At 60.1% G+C, this 17106-nt stretch carries 18 protein-coding genes; 7 read left to right on the plus strand and 11 right to left on the minus strand.

The features are described from left to right. Positions 1–23: 23 nt before the first annotated feature. Genes C6366_RS05335 through C6366_RS05350 form a run of 4 tightly spaced genes read left to right on the plus strand, consistent with a single transcriptional unit; the run spans position 24 to position 3198 of the window. Entirely contained in the window at positions 24–941 is a 918-nt protein-coding gene (locus C6366_RS05335) for a TIGR01212 family radical SAM protein (RefSeq protein ID WP_255412084.1), read from the plus strand. 34 nt (positions 942–975) lie between these two features. Further along, on the plus strand, positions 976–1479 hold the full coding sequence (locus C6366_RS05340; protein WP_107736315.1) for a methylated-DNA--[protein]-cysteine S-methyltransferase: 504 nt from the start codon (positions 976–978) through the stop codon (positions 1477–1479). A 28-nt stretch (positions 1480–1507) separates the two neighbouring features. After that, positions 1508–2440 carry a TIGR01777 family oxidoreductase gene (locus tag C6366_RS05345; RefSeq protein ID WP_158269661.1) on the plus strand — a complete coding sequence of 311 codons (933 nt, stop codon included), beginning with the start codon at positions 1508–1510 and terminating at the stop codon, positions 2438–2440. Then, entirely contained in the window at positions 2437–3198 is a 762-nt protein-coding gene (locus C6366_RS05350; protein WP_107736317.1) for an acyl-[acyl-carrier-protein] thioesterase, read from the plus strand. The genes C6366_RS05345 and C6366_RS05350 overlap by 4 nt, the downstream gene beginning before the upstream one ends. 42 nt (positions 3199–3240) lie before the next feature. Here C6366_RS05350 and C6366_RS05355 read toward each other — a convergent pair whose 3' ends face one another. The 10 genes from C6366_RS05355 to C6366_RS05400 all read right to left on the minus strand — a co-directional run bounded on the left by C6366_RS05355 (position 3241) and on the right by C6366_RS05400 (position 11607). Further along, positions 3241–5001 (minus strand): histone deacetylase family protein, encoded by a 1761-nt coding sequence (locus tag C6366_RS05355; protein WP_107736318.1) that lies wholly within the window; start codon positions 4999–5001, stop codon positions 3241–3243. Positions 5002–5005: 4 nt separating this feature from the next. Beyond that, a complete protein-coding gene (locus C6366_RS05360) occupies positions 5006–6046 on the minus strand; it encodes a TIGR03943 family protein (RefSeq protein WP_107736319.1) in 1041 nt (346 codons plus the stop codon). A 13-nt stretch (positions 6047–6059) separates the two neighbouring features. Next, positions 6060–6959, minus strand: coding sequence for a permease (locus tag C6366_RS05365; RefSeq protein ID WP_107736320.1), 900 nt, complete (start codon positions 6957–6959; stop codon positions 6060–6062). Positions 6960–7092: 133 nt separating this feature from the next. Beyond that, positions 7093–8439: a TrpB-like pyridoxal phosphate-dependent enzyme gene (locus tag C6366_RS05370; protein ID WP_107736321.1), complete on the minus strand. Its 1347-nt coding sequence runs from the start codon at positions 8437–8439 to the stop codon at positions 7093–7095. Positions 8440–8581: 142 nt separating this feature from the next. Further along, the gene (rfaE2, locus tag C6366_RS05375) at positions 8582–9076 is read right to left on the minus strand and encodes a D-glycero-beta-D-manno-heptose 1-phosphate adenylyltransferase (RefSeq protein ID WP_107736322.1); all 495 of its coding nucleotides are present in this window, start codon (positions 9074–9076) and stop codon (positions 8582–8584) included. Next, complete coding sequence (locus C6366_RS05380; RefSeq protein ID WP_107736323.1) at positions 9076–9735, minus strand: redox-sensing transcriptional repressor Rex; 660 nt, start codon at positions 9733–9735, stop codon at positions 9076–9078. Before C6366_RS05380 ends, rfaE2 begins: the two co-directional genes overlap by 1 nt. 108 nt (positions 9736–9843) lie before the next feature. Further along, a complete protein-coding gene (gene atpE, locus C6366_RS05385) occupies positions 9844–10167 on the minus strand; it encodes an ATP synthase F0 subunit C (protein WP_107736324.1) in 324 nt (107 codons plus the stop codon). 70 nt (positions 10168–10237) lie between these two features. Beyond that, on the minus strand, positions 10238–10930 hold the full coding sequence (gene atpB, locus C6366_RS05390; RefSeq protein WP_107736325.1) for a F0F1 ATP synthase subunit A: 693 nt from the start codon (positions 10928–10930) through the stop codon (positions 10238–10240). Between the two features lie 4 nt (positions 10931–10934). Continuing rightward, complete coding sequence (locus tag C6366_RS05395) at positions 10935–11306, minus strand: ATP synthase subunit I (RefSeq protein ID WP_233248399.1); 372 nt, start codon at positions 11304–11306, stop codon at positions 10935–10937. A gap of 25 nt (positions 11307–11331) precedes the next feature. Then, positions 11332–11607, minus strand: coding sequence for an AtpZ/AtpI family protein (locus C6366_RS05400; protein WP_233248400.1), 276 nt, complete (start codon positions 11605–11607; stop codon positions 11332–11334). A gap of 442 nt (positions 11608–12049) precedes the next feature. Here C6366_RS05400 and C6366_RS05405 point away from each other — a divergent pair, with 442 nt between their 5' ends. The 3 genes from C6366_RS05405 to C6366_RS05415 are packed head-to-tail and all read left to right on the plus strand — an operon-like array spanning position 12050 to position 15976. After that, positions 12050–14515 (plus strand): Lon protease family protein, encoded by a 2466-nt coding sequence (locus C6366_RS05405; RefSeq protein ID WP_107736327.1) that lies wholly within the window; start codon positions 12050–12052, stop codon positions 14513–14515. A 22-nt stretch (positions 14516–14537) separates the two neighbouring features. Then, the gene (locus C6366_RS05410; RefSeq protein WP_199221435.1) at positions 14538–15296 is read left to right on the plus strand and encodes a TIGR04283 family arsenosugar biosynthesis glycosyltransferase; all 759 of its coding nucleotides are present in this window, start codon (positions 14538–14540) and stop codon (positions 15294–15296) included. After that, positions 15293–15976 (plus strand): TIGR04282 family arsenosugar biosynthesis glycosyltransferase, encoded by a 684-nt coding sequence (locus C6366_RS05415; protein WP_107736328.1) that lies wholly within the window; start codon positions 15293–15295, stop codon positions 15974–15976. Before C6366_RS05410 ends, C6366_RS05415 begins: the two co-directional genes overlap by 4 nt. A gap of 144 nt (positions 15977–16120) precedes the next feature. Here the strand turns inward: C6366_RS05415 and C6366_RS05420 are convergent, their stop codons facing one another. Then, entirely contained in the window at positions 16121–17074 is a 954-nt protein-coding gene (locus C6366_RS05420) for a hypothetical protein (protein WP_107736329.1), read from the minus strand. Between the last annotated feature and the right edge of the window lie 32 nt (positions 17075–17106).

A 17106-nucleotide genomic window follows, 5' to 3' on the forward strand; every position in this document is an offset into this window, starting at 1 on the left:
AGTCTTCCCAAATCGATCCTAACGTGTCGCCCTTCCGTTTTAACTCCCTTTCCGTTTATTTACGGTCAAAATACGGCGTCCGAGTGCGGAAAATTCCCCTGGACGCCGGTTCCACCTGCCCGAATCGAGATGGGCTTCTTTCCCGAAGCGGCTGTGTGTTCTGCAACCCGTCTGGGTCGGGCACCGGCCTGTTTGATAGCGGACTGTCCCTGAGCGAGCAATGGATTTTCTTGACCCGGCGCTTAGGGCGAAAATATAAGACGGACGCTTTTTGGGCTTATCTGCAATCCTTTTCCAACACCTACGGTCCATTGAGCCGGGTCCGGCGGTTGATGGGCGAGTTGGCCGGCCTGCCCGGAGTTCGTCTGATCGGCCTGGGAACTCGTCCGGATTGTCTGGACGAGGAAAAACTGCGGTGCATCGCGGACTGTGGCTTTGCCGAAGTCTGGCTGGATATCGGGCTGCAATCCGCCAATGATCGAACCTTGCAGCGCATCAATCGTGGTCACGACTTCGCCTGTTTCGCCCGGTGCGTGGACCGGGCCCATGCCCGGGGGCTTTTTGTCTGCGCCCACATCATGCATGGGCTGCCCGGCGAAAGCGACGCCGACTTTCTGGAAACCATCAACCAGGTGAATCGACTGCCCGTCACGGGGATCAAGTTCCACAATCTCTTCGTGGCCAAAGGCAGTCCCCTGGAACCGATCTGGCGAAGCGGCGGCTACGTCCCGCCGACCAAGGATGCTTATGTCCGAGCCGTGATCGCGGGGCTGGAGCTGCTCAGATCGGACATTATCGTGCATCGCCTGAACGCGGACCCTTTGCCCGACGAACTGCTGGCGCCGCGGTGGGCCCGGGACAAGCGGGACGTGCTGGATACGCTGCGGCGACGCATGGAAGCTGAGGACGCGCGGCAAGGTCGGAACTTCCCGTATTCATGACGGGCGAGACTTTTTACGGCAAGGAGAAGCCATCATGCCAACATGCGACCTCATCCGGGTCGATCCGCTTTTTCTCAGTCTGACGTGGCGGGGAGACCGCCTGGCATCCATATCCCTGGAATGGTCGGAAAGGTCGGCGGCCGGGCGGCAATCCGCCTTGATCACCCCCTGGGCCGAGCCGTTCCGAGACAGTCTGGCGCGCTACCTGTCCAAGGAGGAGCCGGCTTGGCCGGAGGTTGCACTGGCCGGAGACGGTTTGAGCGATTTCGCCTGGAAGATTTTGCGGCGCTTGCGCGCCGTGCCGACCGGAGCCTGGCTCAGTTACGGACGATTGGCGGCGGAGTGCGGACATCCCAAGGCCGCCAGGGCCGTAGGGCGGGTCATGGCCCGCAACCCGTGGCCCTTGGTGTTTCCCTGCCACAGGGTGCTGGGGCGCTCCGGTCAATTGACTGGCTTTGGTCCCGGCCTGGATATGAAACGATACCTGCTGGCCCACGAAGGCATTCCCCATGTCCCGGCGAAGCCGGACGTCGCGTAATCAGAAATCAACAGATACTGGAGGATTCATGCGCTTTTTTATTCTGGGCGGGACCGGTTTCGTCGGCAAGCATTTGATTGACTGGTTGGTGCAACAAGGCCATGACGTGGAAGTCCTGGGACGAAGTGCGAAAAGTTTGGAGCGAATTCCTTCCGGATGCCGGACCGTCATCGGCGATCCCATGCGCCCTGGAGAGTGGCAGGACCGGGCGGGCCGGGCCGACGTGGTGATCAACCTGGTCGGCCGGTCGATTATGACCCGCTGGAACGAGGTGACCAAAAAGGAGATCCTGGAATCCAGGGTTCAGTCCACGCGCATGGCCGTGCAGACCCTGGCCGGAGATCAGGGCAAGGGCAAGGTCCTGATCAACGCCAACGCCGTGGGATACTACCCGCTGGATCGCAATGCCGTATTTGCCGAGGACGGCCCTCGGGGCGCGGGCTTTCTGGCCGAAGTGACCCAGGCATGGCAAGAGGAAGCGGAAAAGGCCCGCGGGTTTGGGGTCCGGGTGGTCATTGCCCGATTCGGGACCGTGCTGGGACCGGACGGCGGGGCCATGGCCCAGCTGCTTCCGATCTTTCGCAAGGGCCTGGGCGGACGCCTGGGCAGCGGAGAGCAGTGGTTTCCGTGGATTCACGTGCTTGATCTGTGCCGGGCCTTGGAGTTCATGTCCCTGCACGCGGAGCTGGACGGCCCGGTGAACTGCTGCGCGCCTCAGGCCGCCACGAATACGTATTTCACCCGGGCCCTGGGAGGGCTGCTGCGTCGGCCGACGATTTTTCCGGTCCCGACGTTTGCCGTCAAATTGGCCCTGGGAGAGGTCGCCCAGGTCGTGCTGCAAGGGTCGAAAATCGTGCCCAAGGCCCTGACTGACGCCGGATTTACTTTTCGATTCGGGATGCTGGAAGGAGCTTTGCAGGACATTCTCGCCCAGAAGCAAACTCAGGCAGAGGCCAAATGAGCCGGTCGGTTTGGACGGAATCCTTCAGGGTACGGACCAGCGAGGCGGACATGTTCGGCCTGGCCCGCCTGGATGCCCTGTTCGGTTGTTTTCAGGAGGCCGCCGGGCATCACGCCCGGGATCTCGGCGTGGGCCGGGAACATTTGGACGCGCAAGGATGTTTCTGGGTGCTTTCTCGCTGCTGGATGCGCGTCCGGCGGTATCCGGCCTGGGGCCGGGAGTTCGTGGTCCGCACCTGGCCCCAGGGGGTGCGTCGGCTTTTCGCGCTGCGCCATTTTCGCCTGCTGGACCCGGGCGGCGAGGAATTCGGTTCCGGCATCTCGGCCTGGGTGATCCTGGACGCGGCGAAGCATCGACCGGTCCGTCCCGGTCCGTTTCTGGAGCACATGGTCTTGCCCGACGAGCTGGACGTGGAGGGCGACATTCTCGAAAAGCAAGATGTCGCCCAAGAAACGCGGAAACTGCGTCCCGTCACCGTGCCGTACAGCGACCTGGACGTGAACCGGCACGTCAACAACGCGGCCTACGTGCGCTGGATACTGGACAGTTTTGGTCAAGAGCACCACGAACGCCGCCAAGTCCGCTCCATCCGCATCGACTATCTGGCCGAGACCCTGCTTGGCGACGCCGTTTCCATCCATGGACGCACGGAAAAATCGAATGCGGATCGAATGGTCGTCCTCGGACGGCGCGGGGCGGAAGAGCAACAGGTCTTTCAGGCCGAGCTGACCTGGGGGGAGCGGGATGAGGCGGATTGACGCTTTGTCGTGGATCGTTCGTGAGGAAAGGTCGGGAGGGGGCTATCGACTAAAGAGCCCGGCGGCCAGACCGACGAAAAAGTGCTTGGCGTTGGTTCCCAGGGAGCGGATGCGGTAGCCGCCCTCCTGGACCACCAGGGTCGGCAGGCGCAGTTCGCCGATCATCCGTCCGTTGCGCTCGAAGTCCCTGGCGGTCAGCCCCCAGGTGCCGGTGGGATCGCCCTTGGCCGGGTCCAGTCCCAAAGCCACCACCAGGGTCCGGGGCGCGAACTTGGTGATCCGGCGAAGAGCCTTGGTCAACGCCTGCCGGTACCCCTCGCCGTCGAGGGTTTCCGGCAGGGCGATGTTCAGGTTGAACCCCTCGCCTGGCCCCTCTCCTTTTTCTTCCTCATATCCGCTGAAATACGGATACGCGAAGCGGGGATGGCCGTGCAGGGAGAGGGTGAGCACGTCCGGGCGACGAGCGAAGATGTCCTGGGTGCCGTTGCCGTGATGAAAGTCGATGTCCAGTACCGCCACCCGGCCGTGTCGGCTCAGGCTCTGAGCGGCCGCGGCGGCGGAATTGAAATAGCAGAACCCTCCGAAAACACGACGCTCCGCGTGATGTCCCGGAGGTCGCACCAGGGCATAGGCGGCGCGGTAGCCTTCGCGCAGGGCCTGGGCCGCCGTGAGGGCGCAGTCCACGGCCCGCTTGGCTGCCAGAAAAGCGTTGTGGTTGATAGGCGTGAAGGTGTCGATGCAGAAGTATCCGGCCCGGACCGGCAATTCCTTGGGCGGCTTGGTGCTGTTGCGGATCGGGAAAACATAGGGATAGACCGATTCGCCGGGCTTCAACAGCGCGGAGGCCCGCCTGATGTACTCCACAAGCTGCCGGTCATGCACGGCCAGGATATGCTCCTCGCCGAAATGGCGCACCTTGATGCGCTGAAACAGGCCCAGCGGCTCGATGGCCTTGAGAATGGAGCGGATCCGCACCGGTGCCTCCACATATCCCCGTTCATGGACGTGATGGATGTCATGCCGGTCATTGACCACCAGGGCGATGCTTTTGTCCTGGTGCAGTACGGTCCCTCCCGGCCACGTCGGTGCGGCCGACCGGTCCGCGTCCGGCGCCACGTATCGCGGATCGCGAATGCGCACCGGATCGTCCTCAAAAGAGGCCACGACCATCTCCACATAGCCCGGAGGACAGCTTCCGGCGTATTTACGTTCCAGGACGGCCCTGGCGACCTTTTGGGCGTCCCGGCGGCGCAACGGTTTATTCCGGCCCAATAGGTCGGCCACAAGATACGGCGGACAAGTGTCCTCCGGCTTGAGCGGCGTTTCATAGGCCGTGCCGACGATGGGTCTGGCCCCGAAGCGCTCGTAAAAACGCAGTCGGGCCTTGTTTTGGCGCAAGGTGGAGGGGGCGGCGCACAAGTCCGGATCATCGGGCAGGCACTCGAAGAACACTCCCGTCAGCTCCAAGGCCTTGGCCTCTTCCCGGACCCTGGCGTACAGCGCCCCGCCCACGCCCCCTCCGGTTTGCATGGTGGCCGCGGACATGAAGTCCAGGTATCCAAAGCGCAGATCCGGGGCGTGCATGAACAAGGCAAAGCCCTTCAGCCGATTGCCCGAACCCTCGGCGGCGAAGAGGATGGTTCGGAAGCGATACTTTAGCGGATTGAGCAATTGCTCCGGCAACTTGGCCACGTCCTCGGGCGCAAGCAACGGAAACTGCTCGCGCAGAATTTCCTGGACCTGAACGATGACCCGGGCGTCACCGGGCCATGTGGCATCCTGAACACGACGAATGCGGAACATGTGCTCAGCTTCCGTCGTCGAAAACGTAGCTGGAATAAAGGCGGGGGTAGACGTAGGGCTGGTCCGGGGCTGGGATGATTTCCAGGCGGTCGGCCAGGATCAACGGAATGTCCTCTTCCATGAACCGCATCGCGGAAATCCGTCCTTGGATCCGCACCCAGGAGTCGTTGGGCGGAAGCGGCGGGTCGGTCCGGACCAGCAGGCCGTAGACCGTGGCGTCGGCCAGGCAGCAGGTGACGGCGATTCGAGCTACGGCCAGTTCGTTTTCGGCCATGGTGCCATCATGGAAAGCGAACCCGGAAAACTCCACTCGACGCCCCTGGAATCGATCTAGGTACGCGGAAATGATCAGCATGGAGTCGAGAAAGACCTCCCCGGTGATGCGCAGCGCGTCCCTGCCCAGCAGCTCTTCGGACAGATCCTGGTATATCTCGCGGTCGTACCAGATGCCCAGTTCCTCCCGCAGTTTGGCCTGTTCTTCTTCCAGATCCGAGCCCGTCGAATCGAAATCCATGGCCTGTCCGCTGTCCCAGGGTGTTTCCTCCTGGAAGAACAGGTGGTTTTCCGGAGGCAGGCCGGGAATCCGCTCCGGACCAAAGACACTCGGAGCCGGTGAACGGCTTAGCGCAATACCTTTCTTTTCCGCCACCCGGCTGTCCAGAGCCTGATGCGGCAGAAAAAAGCCGGTGATCAAAACCAGCCCGAACAAGGCCGCCATGGCGACCTTGCCGGCCTGAGACGGTTCGTGTTCGTGGCTGCACCCGCACCGGGCCGCAGCCTCAGCAGTCGGGATCAGCAACGTCCACAAGCCGTGCAGGGCCATCACCAGAAACGCCGCAGTGGAAAAAATCACGAACGGCTGCATTTTGGGGGCCTGGTAAAGATGGATGGCCTCGCTCAGGAGCAGGACGGTTTGCAGGGCGGCCAATCCCAGCAGCAGCACGACCTGAACGGCCCCAAAGAAAAGCCAAGGGCGTCCAGGCTTCTCCATGGAAGGGCAGGGTTCGGGCGCGGTGTCGCGGGATCGGTGCTTCTCGCTGGTCATGCGGGGCAATATCTCACTGGACGCCCAGGAAATGCAAGCCCATGACCAGCAGGAAAACGGTCAGGGTTCCGCTGAGGATGAACACGGCCACGAACCGGGCCGGAAAATAGCCCACGAGCATGGCCGTGTTCTTCAGGTCCAGCATGGGGCCGAAGACCAGAAAGGCCAGCAGCGAGGGCAGGGTGAAAGCCGCGCCGAAGGAAGCCGCCACGAAGGCGTCCGCCGCTGAGCACAAGGACAAGAGATAGGCCAGGATCATCATCACCACGGTGGAGGACCAGGGCGCGGAACCGATGTCCAGAAGCACTGCCTGATGCAGGAAAGTCTGGAACAGGGAGGCGATCAGCGCGCCGAGGATGAAGTAGCAGCCCACGGTGAAGAATTCGGACGTGGTGTGCCGGGCGATCTCGTGCCATGTTGCGGCCCGCCGGAGACTTTTGGGCGCATGGCCGTGGTCCATGGGCAGTTCCCGGGGGAAATCCCCTTCCAGCCGTTTGCGCAGCAGGCAGACCACGGAACCGACGATTAAAGCCGCTACGGCCGACAGGGCCAGGCGCAGAATAAGCACGTCCGGATTCAGTCCAAAAGCGAACAGAGTGGACGCCGCGACCACCGGATTGAGGACCGGCGCGGCCACCAGAAAAACCGCCCCGGCGGCCAAAGGCATGCCCTTGCGCACCAGACTGCGGATAACCGGAATGATGGCGCACTCGCAGATGGGGAACAGGGCGCTGAGCAGCACCGCCGGGAGCAGGGATAACCAGGGATTCTCCGGCAGCCAACGGCGGAAAAAATGTTCCGGAATGAGCACCAGCACCAGGGAGGAAAACAACGCCCCAAGGAGAATGAAGGGAAAGGATTCAAAGACGATGCTTAAAAAGATCATCTTGGCGTGCAACAGGGCGTCGACCATAATTGGAGGTGGGGTGGAGATGGAGAGGTTGAATGTTGAGTTTGAAAAAAGCCTGGAAATTTTAAAACTTGAGTTTCAAAATTTCCAGGCTTGGTGACTCACGACAAGCTGTGGCGGTTGTATCCGTTCAGTCTCACACGTTGATCTTCGGACACGAAGCTAAAGCTTTTTCCAGATCGCACTCGGGGAACTCGTCGTCCTTGAGCTTGCCCTGGTTGAAGGCGTCGTAAGCTCCGAGGTCAAGCAGACCGTGGCCGGAGTAGAGGAAGACGATCACTGTGCCTGGGTCGCTTTCCTTGGCCACGTCCATTGCCGCCTTGATGGCGTGGGAGGTTTCGGGAGCGGGGAGGAATCCTTCGGTCTGCAGGAACAGCTTTGCCGCCTCGAAGACGTCGTTCTGGTAGTAGGCGCGAGGCTCCACCATGCCCTGGTCCACCAAGTGAGAGACGATGGGCGCGTCGCCGTGGTAGCGTAGGCCTCCGGCATGGATGGGCGGCGGAAAGTAGCCCGATCCCAGAGTGTGCATCTTGAGTAGCGGGGTCATCTTGGCCATGTCGCCGTAGTCGTAGCGGAACTCGCCCTTGGTCAGGGTCGGGCAGGCCTTGGGCTCCACGGCCACGAAGCGCGGGCCCTTGCCATGCATCTTCTCCGGCACGAAGGGCAGAACCAACCCTCCGAAATTGCTGCCTCCTCCCACGCAGCCCACGAGCACGTCGGGCTTTTCTCCGGCCAAGGCCAGTTGCTTCTGGACCTCTAAGCCGGTGATGGTCTGGTGTAGCAGGACGTGGTTGAGCACGCTGCCCAGGGAGTACTTGGCGTCGTCATGGGTGGCCGCATCCTCCACGGCCTCGGAAATGGCCAGCCCCAGGCTGCCGCCGGAGTCAGGGTTTTCGGCCAAAACGGCCCGACCGGCATTGGTCTTGTCCGAAGGCGAGGGAAAGACTTCGGCCCCATAGGAGCGGATCAGTACGCCCCGGTACGGCTTTTGTTCGTAGCTGCAGCGGACCATGTACACGGTGCATTCCAGGCCGAACATCTTGCAGGCAAAGGACAACGCCGTGCCCCACTGACCGGCCCCGGTTTCGGTGGTCAGACGGCGCACGCCTTCCAGTTTGTTGTAGTAGGCCTGGGCAATGGCCGTGTTCGGCTTGTGAGAGCCGGCCGGGGAAAGGGACTCGTTTTTGTAGTAGATTTTAGCCTTGGTTCCCAAGGCCTTTTCCAGGCGATGCGCTCGGACCAGGGGCGTGGGCCGGAACAGACGGTAGATGTCCCAGACCGGTTCCGGGATGTCGATCCAGCGCTGAGAGGACATCTCCTGCTCGATGACGGACATGGGGAAAATTGCGGCCAATTTCTCCGGCCCCAGGGGTTTTTGGGTAGCGGGGTCAAGCGGTGGAGCCAGGGGCGGGGAAAGGTCGGGCAGGACATTGTACCACTGGCGGGGCATGTCCTTTTCAGGCAGGTTGATGCGATAATCCATGGAAGGGTCTCCTGATGGGTCGACGTTTATAAATCGGCGATGCGCCGTGCGACAGCGTAAGACGAAGAGGTCTTTTTTGGCCGGAAGGTGGGAAACTGTCAACACGCGTTGTTGCCAACCGGGGGAGAACGTCCCAGGTTGATCAGTCGAGCGCGGCGAGGCGGAGAATACGTTCCACGATGGCCGTGGTGGAAAAGCCCGGCAACAGGTCAAGGCTGAAAACCTCGCCGCCCCAGGAAGCGACCTCGGCCGCACCGACAATGCGATCCTTGGTCCAATCGCCGCCCTTGATGAGCACGTCGGGTTGAATGGCCTTGATCAACTCCAGCGGAGTGTCCTCCTCAAAAGCGATCACGGCGTCCACGCACTCCAGTCCGGCCAGGACGTAGGCGCGCTGCTCAAGCGGTGTGACGGGTCGCGAAGAACCTTTCAGTCTGGTGATGGACGCGTCGCTGTTCAGGCCGATGACCAACATGTCGCCGTGGGCGCGGGCACGGCGTAGCAGGTGGACATGGCCGGCGTGCAGGATGTCGAAACAGCCGTTGGTGAAGACGAGGGGGCGTGGATGGACGCGGGCGCGTTTACAAAACGCTTCCAGGGACTGAATTTTGGGGTGAATGAGTTCCAGTGGTTTCATCAAGTTTTGGAAAAAGCCTCGAACCGTTGGACGGCGCTGGTGTTCAGCTTGAAGGTCAGGGCGTAGAGGTGGTGGAAAAAGTCGACGTATTCCACGAAGACATGGTCCGGCACATGAATGCGGGCCGCTGAAAAGTTTAGAATACAGTGGATGTTCGATTCCACGAGGTAGTTGGCGGCGCGCTGGGCGCGATCCGTGGGAGTGGTGATGATGCCAATCTCGATGCGCATGTCCTTGACATTTTCTTTCATGCGTCGCGGACACATCACTTCCAAATCGGCGATGGTTTCCCCTATCTTGAACGGATCGCAGTCAAAGGCGGCTACTATTTGGAATCCACGCTTCGGAAAGCCTTTGTAGCGAAGTAGGGAACGCCCAAGGTTGCCGACGCCGATCAGGGCGGTACGCCATATACGGTCAGTGCCCAGAGAGACCTTGATGGACTGGATCAGCTTGGCGACATAATAGCCAACTCCGCGAACGCCGAATTCTCCGAAGTAGGCCAGGTCTTTGCGGATTTGAGACGGGTTGACGTCGCAGGCGCGAGCAAGCGCCTCGGAGGAGACGACTTCGATCTCCTCGTCGTTCAGCGCTTCGAGTACCTGGAGATACACGGCCAGGCGCTGGATCGTGGCCCTGGGGATGTGTTTGCTTTTCACAGGTGTGTGTGACGAGTTGTGAAAATATGAACATGTTTGCGGCCAAAAAAGACCGCTCTCTTGCCGAGAGCGGTCTTTTTTGATCTTCGAATGAAGAAATGTGCCGTGTTAGCCGATGAAGGGGTTGGCGAACAGCAGGATCAGGTTCACGACCAGGGCGTAAATTGCCAGGGACTCGATGAAGGCCATGCCCAAGAGCAGGGTCACGGTGATCTTGCCGCTGGCTTCGGGGTTGCGGGCGGTACCTTCGCAGGCCGCCTTCAGGCCCATACCCTGAGCGATACCGCAGCCGAAGGCGGCAATGGCCATACCCAGGGCGGTGGCAATGGCGATCATGGAGATGGTGCCGGGATCGACATCGGCGGCAAAGGCGACGGAAGCCATACCCATCAGGGCCACGGTGGTCAGGGCGATCAAAAACAGTTTGCGCATTGGACTACGTCCTCCTTAAAAGAAGAGTGTTATAGTGGTTGGTCAAATGACCATTTCCCCCGAAAGGTGCTTAGTGGGCTTCCTCAAAGGCTCCCTTGAGGTACATCAGGGAGAGCATGAAGAAGATGAAGGCCTGCATGGTCTTCATCAACACGAAGAGCATGAAGATGGGCAGGGAGCCGAGGATCGGCGCCAGGAAGAACATCAGGGCGATGACGATTTCTTCGCCGCGGATGTTTCCGAAAAGTCGCAGCGTGAGTGAAAGTGGGCGGGCCAGGTGGCTGATGATTTCAATGGGCAGCATCATGGGCGCCAGCCACCAGAAAGGACCGGTGAAGTGCTTGATGTAGTGCAGGCCGTGGAGTTTGAAACCCCAATAGTTGTAGTACAGGAAGACGAAGATGGCCATGCCCACGTTGGTGTTGATGTTGGCCGTGGGTGCGTCCGCGCCGGGAACCAGGCCGGAGAGGTTCATGAAGAGGATGTAGATGAACAGGGTGAAGAGCACTGGAAACACCTTGCGGCCGGCCTCGCCCATGTTCTGGACGACGAAATCCTCCATGCCGCCAATCAGCGCCTCCCAGACGTTTTGACTTTTTCCCGGGACGAGGGTGAGCCTCCTGGTGGCAAGCCAGCCCAGAAAAATCAGCAGGACGATGATCGCCCAGGAGTACACGATATGAATGTACTCGTGAGGAAAGTGGACGCCGATGGCTTCCAGCCCCTCTTCCAGAATGAGAACGTATTGAATGTCTCCAGCCATTTGGTCAAGCCTCCTTCACTTTTTGCCGGTAAAACCGGAAAACGCCCCAGAACAAAATATTCACGACCACCGTGCTCAACCCTGCCACCAGGGCCGGCACGGGGAGCCCTCCCCAGGCGATCAGGCCGAACAGGGCCAATCCGGTGAGGAGTAATCGTCCATAAAACTGAGCCAGGGAAACGACAACCGCGCCCTCTTGTCGATGCACGACGGATTGCAGACTCTTGGCCAAAAACCAAAAGTTCATGGTGACCAATGCGCAACCGGCTGCAAAGGCCATGGCCCATGAACTCAACCCGGTAACGAGAGCGAGGATGCATCCGAGAACCAGCAGGTAGATCTGGTTGCGGACCAGGGTGCGCACGTCATGCAGCAAAAAACCCCGTCGCGCGAGAAAGGTCTCAATCCTGTGGTTTATCCTGCCGAGCGGCCGCATCCTGTTTGTCCAATTCCCTCTGAATCTTCTTGGTTTCCATGTACATATTCTTGAAGCCGGCGATGATTCCAAAAACCAAGAAAAGCAAAAAAAGCGTGGGCTTTGTATCCAACCATTTGTCCAGGTACCATCCGATGAGCGCACCCACGAACGTCGACGCGACGAGGTGGATGCCCAAAAGGCCGGCCTGGGAGAACGGCTGCATCAGGTCTTTGTACTTGGACTTGGATCGAAAAAACATATCTTAATGTTTGGCTCTCTGGGTGTAAATGCCGTGTGTTCTGGGCGTAGTCGGGGCGTATCGATATGATACTGCCTCGGAAGGGAACTCATTTCGTTCGTTCTGTCTTCTGTCCCTTCGTGCAAACATTCACATGCCCACGGCGTCTATCACAGCGCTCCGGAGCAAGTCAACGAGGTCGACGAAAAAAACAACGTGGCGGACGTCGTGATGGCATTTCTTCGTGTCGTTAGATTTTCAAAAGATTGCACTTGCGGGCGTCGTGGCGGGATGACAAGTTTCCTGGAAGCGAATAGGAATCCTCCTTGCCCGACACGGCGCAGTGGCCGAGGCGGTGAACGGTCGAATGCCGCCCCGTCCGCCACCGCTCGCCGAGGAGTGCGGGTGTTCCCTGAAAATAACAGAAGTCATTGGAATCGTTTGGAGGAAACCGAAATTCGTCATGGCCATACCTAAAGCATTACCTTCCCAAAGCCTGCGCGCGCGGCTCGACCCCGAGCACATCGGCTACGTCGACAGCACCGAGATCCCCTGCGCGGATCCGGCTCCGCCCATGCAGCCCAGAGCCTTGCACGCCCTGGAGTTGGGGCTGAGCATCCCTAAAAAAGAATACAATATTTTCGTGGTCGGTGAGCCGCAACTCGGACGGACGTACCTTGTGCAAGACTACCTTAATCCGCGCGCCGCCCAAAGGCCGACCCCGCCGGATTGGGTCTACGTCTTCAATTTTGAGGATCCGGATCGTCCTCTGGCTGTCTCCCTGGCCTCCGGCGCGGCCAAGGCGTTCAAGGCCGAGCTGGCCGCCGTGGTGCATCGCATACGCGACGAGGTACCAAACCGTTTCAGCCAGGACCAGTATTTACGGCAAAAGGAAAAACTGGTCCGCCAGTTTCAGAACTCCAAGGAGGAATTGATTCTCCAGATGGAGGAGCAAGCCGACGGGCACGGGTTCAACCTCTCCTTCGACGAGCAGGGCAACGTTAACCTGTTTCCCATCGTGGACGGGAAGGTTTTGAACAGCGGCGACGTGGAGAAGCTGGAACCGGGGGTGAGGTTGAAGCTGCGCAACGAAGGCGATCAAACCTTGGACGCGATGCTCGGCCTGCTACGCCAGATCAACGCCCGTGAACAGGATTTGCGTGACGCAGAACGCAATTTGGAGCGAGACGTGCTGGAGCAGGTACTGCTGGAAGCGCTGGAACCGTTCATCGCCCAGCATGTCGAGCACGAACGCCTCCATGCCTTTTTGACAGCATTGCGCGGGGATCTGCTGGACAACCTGGATCAGTTCAAGCCGAAGGACCAGGTGGCCCAAGTCGGAGGTCCGGAGGCCATGGCTTCCAACGAGGGCTTTTTCGATCGGTACATGGTCAACCTGTTCGTGGACAACAGCCGGTTGAATGGAGCGCCGATCATCGTCGAGGACAACCCCACGTTCTTCAATCTCTTGGGCTGCATTGAGCGCGAGGCGGAATGGGGGGCCCTGTTCACCGACTTTTCCCTGCTCAAGCCCGGGGCTTTGCATCGAGCCAACGGCGGTTTCCTAGTCCTGCACATTGAAGACGTTCTCCAACATCCCCAAGCCTGGGAAGGTCTTTTGCGGGCACTGCGCTCCATGCAGATCCGCATCGAAGACCCCGGTGATCATCACGAAACGATCCGCACCAAGACTATCACTCCGGAACCCATCTCCTTGGACGTGAAGGTAATCCTCGTGGGCACGGACGAGGCTTACGACCTGCTTCTGGCTTACGACGATCGGTTTCCCAAGCTGTTCAAGATCAAGGGGCAGATCCAGGATACGGTGACCCGCGACGCGGATTCCATCCACAAGTATGTTCAGACCATGGGCCGGATGATTCGCGAGGACGAACTGCTGCCTTTCGACCGAGACGCCCTGGCCTGGCTGGTGGACTTCGCTTCCAGGCTGGCCGAGGACCAAAAAAAGCTGTCCCTGCGTTTGCCCATCGTCCGCGAGCTGATGATCGAGGCCTCGGCCATGGGATCAATGCGTCAGGCCGCCATGGTCGACAGGCGGACCCTGGAGGAGGCCTGGGAGGCCCGTAACTACCGGGCCAACCTGTACGAAGAGGAGTTTTTGTCCGAGTACGACCGGCAGCTGATCAAGGTGGCCACCACCGGCAGCGCCGTGGGCCAAGCCAACGGCCTGTCCGTCTCGTTCCTGGGGGACTACGAGATGGGGCTGCCGCATCAGATTTCGTGCAGCGTCGGCGTCGGACACGGCGGGATCATCGACCTGGAGCGGGAAGCTGAACTCGGCGGGCCGATCCACACCAAGGGTATGATGATTCTCAAAAGCTACCTGCTCAAGCTCTTTGCCCAGAACAAGCCCGTGGTTCTGACCGCCAGCCTCTGTTTTGAACAGAGTTACGCCCAGGTGGACGGCGACTCCGCCTCGGGCGCGGAACTGGCCGCTCTGATCTCGGCCCTCTCCGGTTGTCCGAACAACTTGGCACTGGCTTTCACCGGCGCGGTCAGTCAATCCGGGGCGATCATGGCCGTGGGCGGAGTGACGCGCAAGGTGGAGGGCTTTTTCGAGGTCTGCCGCCGTCGCGGTCTGACCGGAAGCCAGGGAGTGATCCTGCCCGAAGACAACGTGGTCCACCTGATGCTTAAACAGGACGTAATCCAGGCCGTGGAGGAAGGACGATTCCATATCTACCCGGTCTGCTGCATCGAAGAGGCTTTGGAGATTCTGACAGGACTGCCGGCTGGGCGTCGGCTGAAAAACGGTTCCTTCTCCGTTGGCAGCCTGTATCGCCTCGCGGACGACCGGCTCAAAAAACTGGAAGAGTTGGCCACCCGGGATTCCTCGTCGCGAAAGCCGGATCGGGCGTCGCCCAGGACGAAGAAGGCCGCAACGACGACGTCCCCCGCCGAAGTCTAGGGACGACCTCGGGGATAATTCCGTGAACGTTCGACTGTCCGTGATCATCCCCGTCTTTCGAGAGGAACGGGGCATCACCTCCTTGGTGGATTATTTGACCACCCGCGCCCTGAATGAATCGGCGGAAATCCTGGTCGTAGACGGCGATTCGGAACGGCGAACCCTGATCGCTCTGCAAGGCCGGAACGTGATCCGGATCGGTTCGGATGCAGGGCGGGCCCGCCAGATGAACGCCGGAGCCGCCCAGGCGCGCGGCGACGTGCTGCTTTTCCTGCACGCGGACACCCGCCTGCCGACCGGAGCGGATACGCTCATTTTTCAGGCACTCCGAGATTCCCGGCTTGTGGGCGGGGCCTTCAAGCTGGCCATCGACTCACCCCGGGCGGCCCTGGGCTTGATTTCCGCAGTGGCGAATCTGCGCACTCGGATGACCAGGATTCCATATGGGGATCAGGCCATTTTCCTGCGCCGCGCGCACTTCGAGGAACTGGGGGGATACGCGGACATCCCTTTGATGGAGGATCTGGAACTGATGTTTCGGGTTCGATGCAAGGGGTGGCCCGTGGCTTTGCTTCGTGAAGCCGCGTTCACTTCGGCCCGGCGCTGGGAACAGGAAGGAGTCTGGCGCTGCACCCTACGCAACTGGGGAGTTCGGCTATTTTATCATTGCGGTCTGTCTCCAGCGAGGTTGCGGCGATTTTATCCCACCGCTGAGTCGGTCAATTCAGGCGCACACCCTTCCCCGACCGGCGGTGATCGGTCGGATTCCATGGTCTCATGATCCTTTCAGCAACCGCCCTCTCGGATTGCTTGGTCGTGATGATCAAGTATCCGCGACCCGGGCGGGTGAAGACCCGTTTGGTCGCGACATTGGGAGAAGAGAATGCCGCTGCTTTGTACCGGTGTTTTGTCCAGGACGTCTTATGCACCGTAGACGCCCTGAACGAGCATGCTCTGCTGAGCATCGATCCTTGGATCTATCGGACGGATTTTGCGGAGTGGCTGGGAAGTGAGCGCTGGTTCCAGCCTCAGGTCGGTCCTGACCTCGGCGCGAGAATGGACGATGCCTTTTCCCGGGCCTTCGAGGCGGGACACGACCGGGTGGTGCTCATCGGAAGCGACCTGCCGGATTTGCCCGGCAGCCTGCTGGTCGAGGCGTTCCGGGCTTTAGACCGCCATGATGTTGTCCTCGGCCCGGCCCGTGACGGCGGCTTCTATTTGCTCGGGTGGACGCGGCGGACTTTTCGCCCCGGACTTTTTGTCGCCATTCCCTGGAGTACGTCGAAGGTTCTTGCCGCATGCCGGGCGGCCTTGCTCCGAAGCGGCCTGGAGCCACGCCTTTTGGCGCCCTGGTCCGATGTGGACGATGAAGCGGGACTTCGACAACTCATTCAGCGAAATCTCCTGCCCGGTGATGCGGCTACTCGTGTATTCTTGAAATCGTCTCGTTTCCCTTCTTGATTTCAGAAGCTGGCCCGGTTGTATCAGGAAGCCAGCCCCTTGCGGCGAGACTCTCTTCAAGAACGGATTGACTCCTTGAACGAGCAGCTCTCTGTGAAAGGGCAGAATCTGATCGACACTTGAGCAAATTAACAAAAAGGCGGCTCAGGACAATACGGAATAGACCGCGCTCACGAAGATCAGGCTGATGACCCGCAGACTCTGGTTCCAGAAGATCAGTTTCGCGGCCAGGGCCGGTTTGAAGATTCCGGCGTAGTACGGGAATTGGTGTCTTACGGCTCGCATGGGCGAGGAGAGGATGTTGCCCACCAGGAGGGCGAGCACGACCTCTTTCTGACTCAGACTTCCTGCTGAGAGCAACGCTCCGGCGGCGGCGGCTCCGGCGGAAAACTCGGCGGCCATCTGGAAAATCACGACGCTCACGGCCTGTGGTGAAAGCCAGGACAGCCATCCCAGGTTTTGAGCCATAAATTCTTCCACCGCTCTGAACGCGCCCCAGCGATTGAGCAGGAAAAAGCAAACGTAAATCGGTACGGTGATGGATAGAACGCGCAGGATGCGCTTTTTGAACCGCTGGACCGTGCGCTTGACGGCATCCTTGAAGGAAACCGGGCCTTTTTCATCCAGTCTGCAGGAAACGCATCGCTCCACGGGCGTGGGCAGGAAGAATCGGGAAAATAGCAGAATGAACACGGTCCGCAACATGGCCGACCCGATGGTCAACCCCAGATAGACCCCGGCCGCGGCACCGATCAACGGGACCAGGATGAAAAAGACGCTGGGCAGGTGGAGAAAGTACGTGGGCAGGCTGTTGAACAGATTGCTCATGATCAACTCGCGCCGACTGATTCGGCCCTGCTCGTAAGCGTCCGCAAGCATAGAGTTTGCCGAAACCCCCGAAAAAAAGGCCAGGGAGAAACTGGCTCCGGCAATGTCCGAAAGTCGTCCCAGGCGCAACAAGGGCGAGACGCCGGCGGCAACCACCCTGGTCCAGTTCAAGGCCTCGATGAGTTGACCTGCGAGCAAGCCCATGCTGATGAACATGGTCAGCTTGAGCAGAGGCCAGATCAAGGCCTGCCATATTTCCGGGAAGTCCATGGACAGTTTTGATTCCAGTGATGTTGATTTTC

It is taken from the genome of Desulfonatronum sp. SC1 (assembly GCF_003046795.1).
Taxonomy (GTDB): domain Bacteria; phylum Desulfobacterota; class Desulfovibrionia; order Desulfovibrionales; family Desulfonatronaceae; genus Desulfonatronum.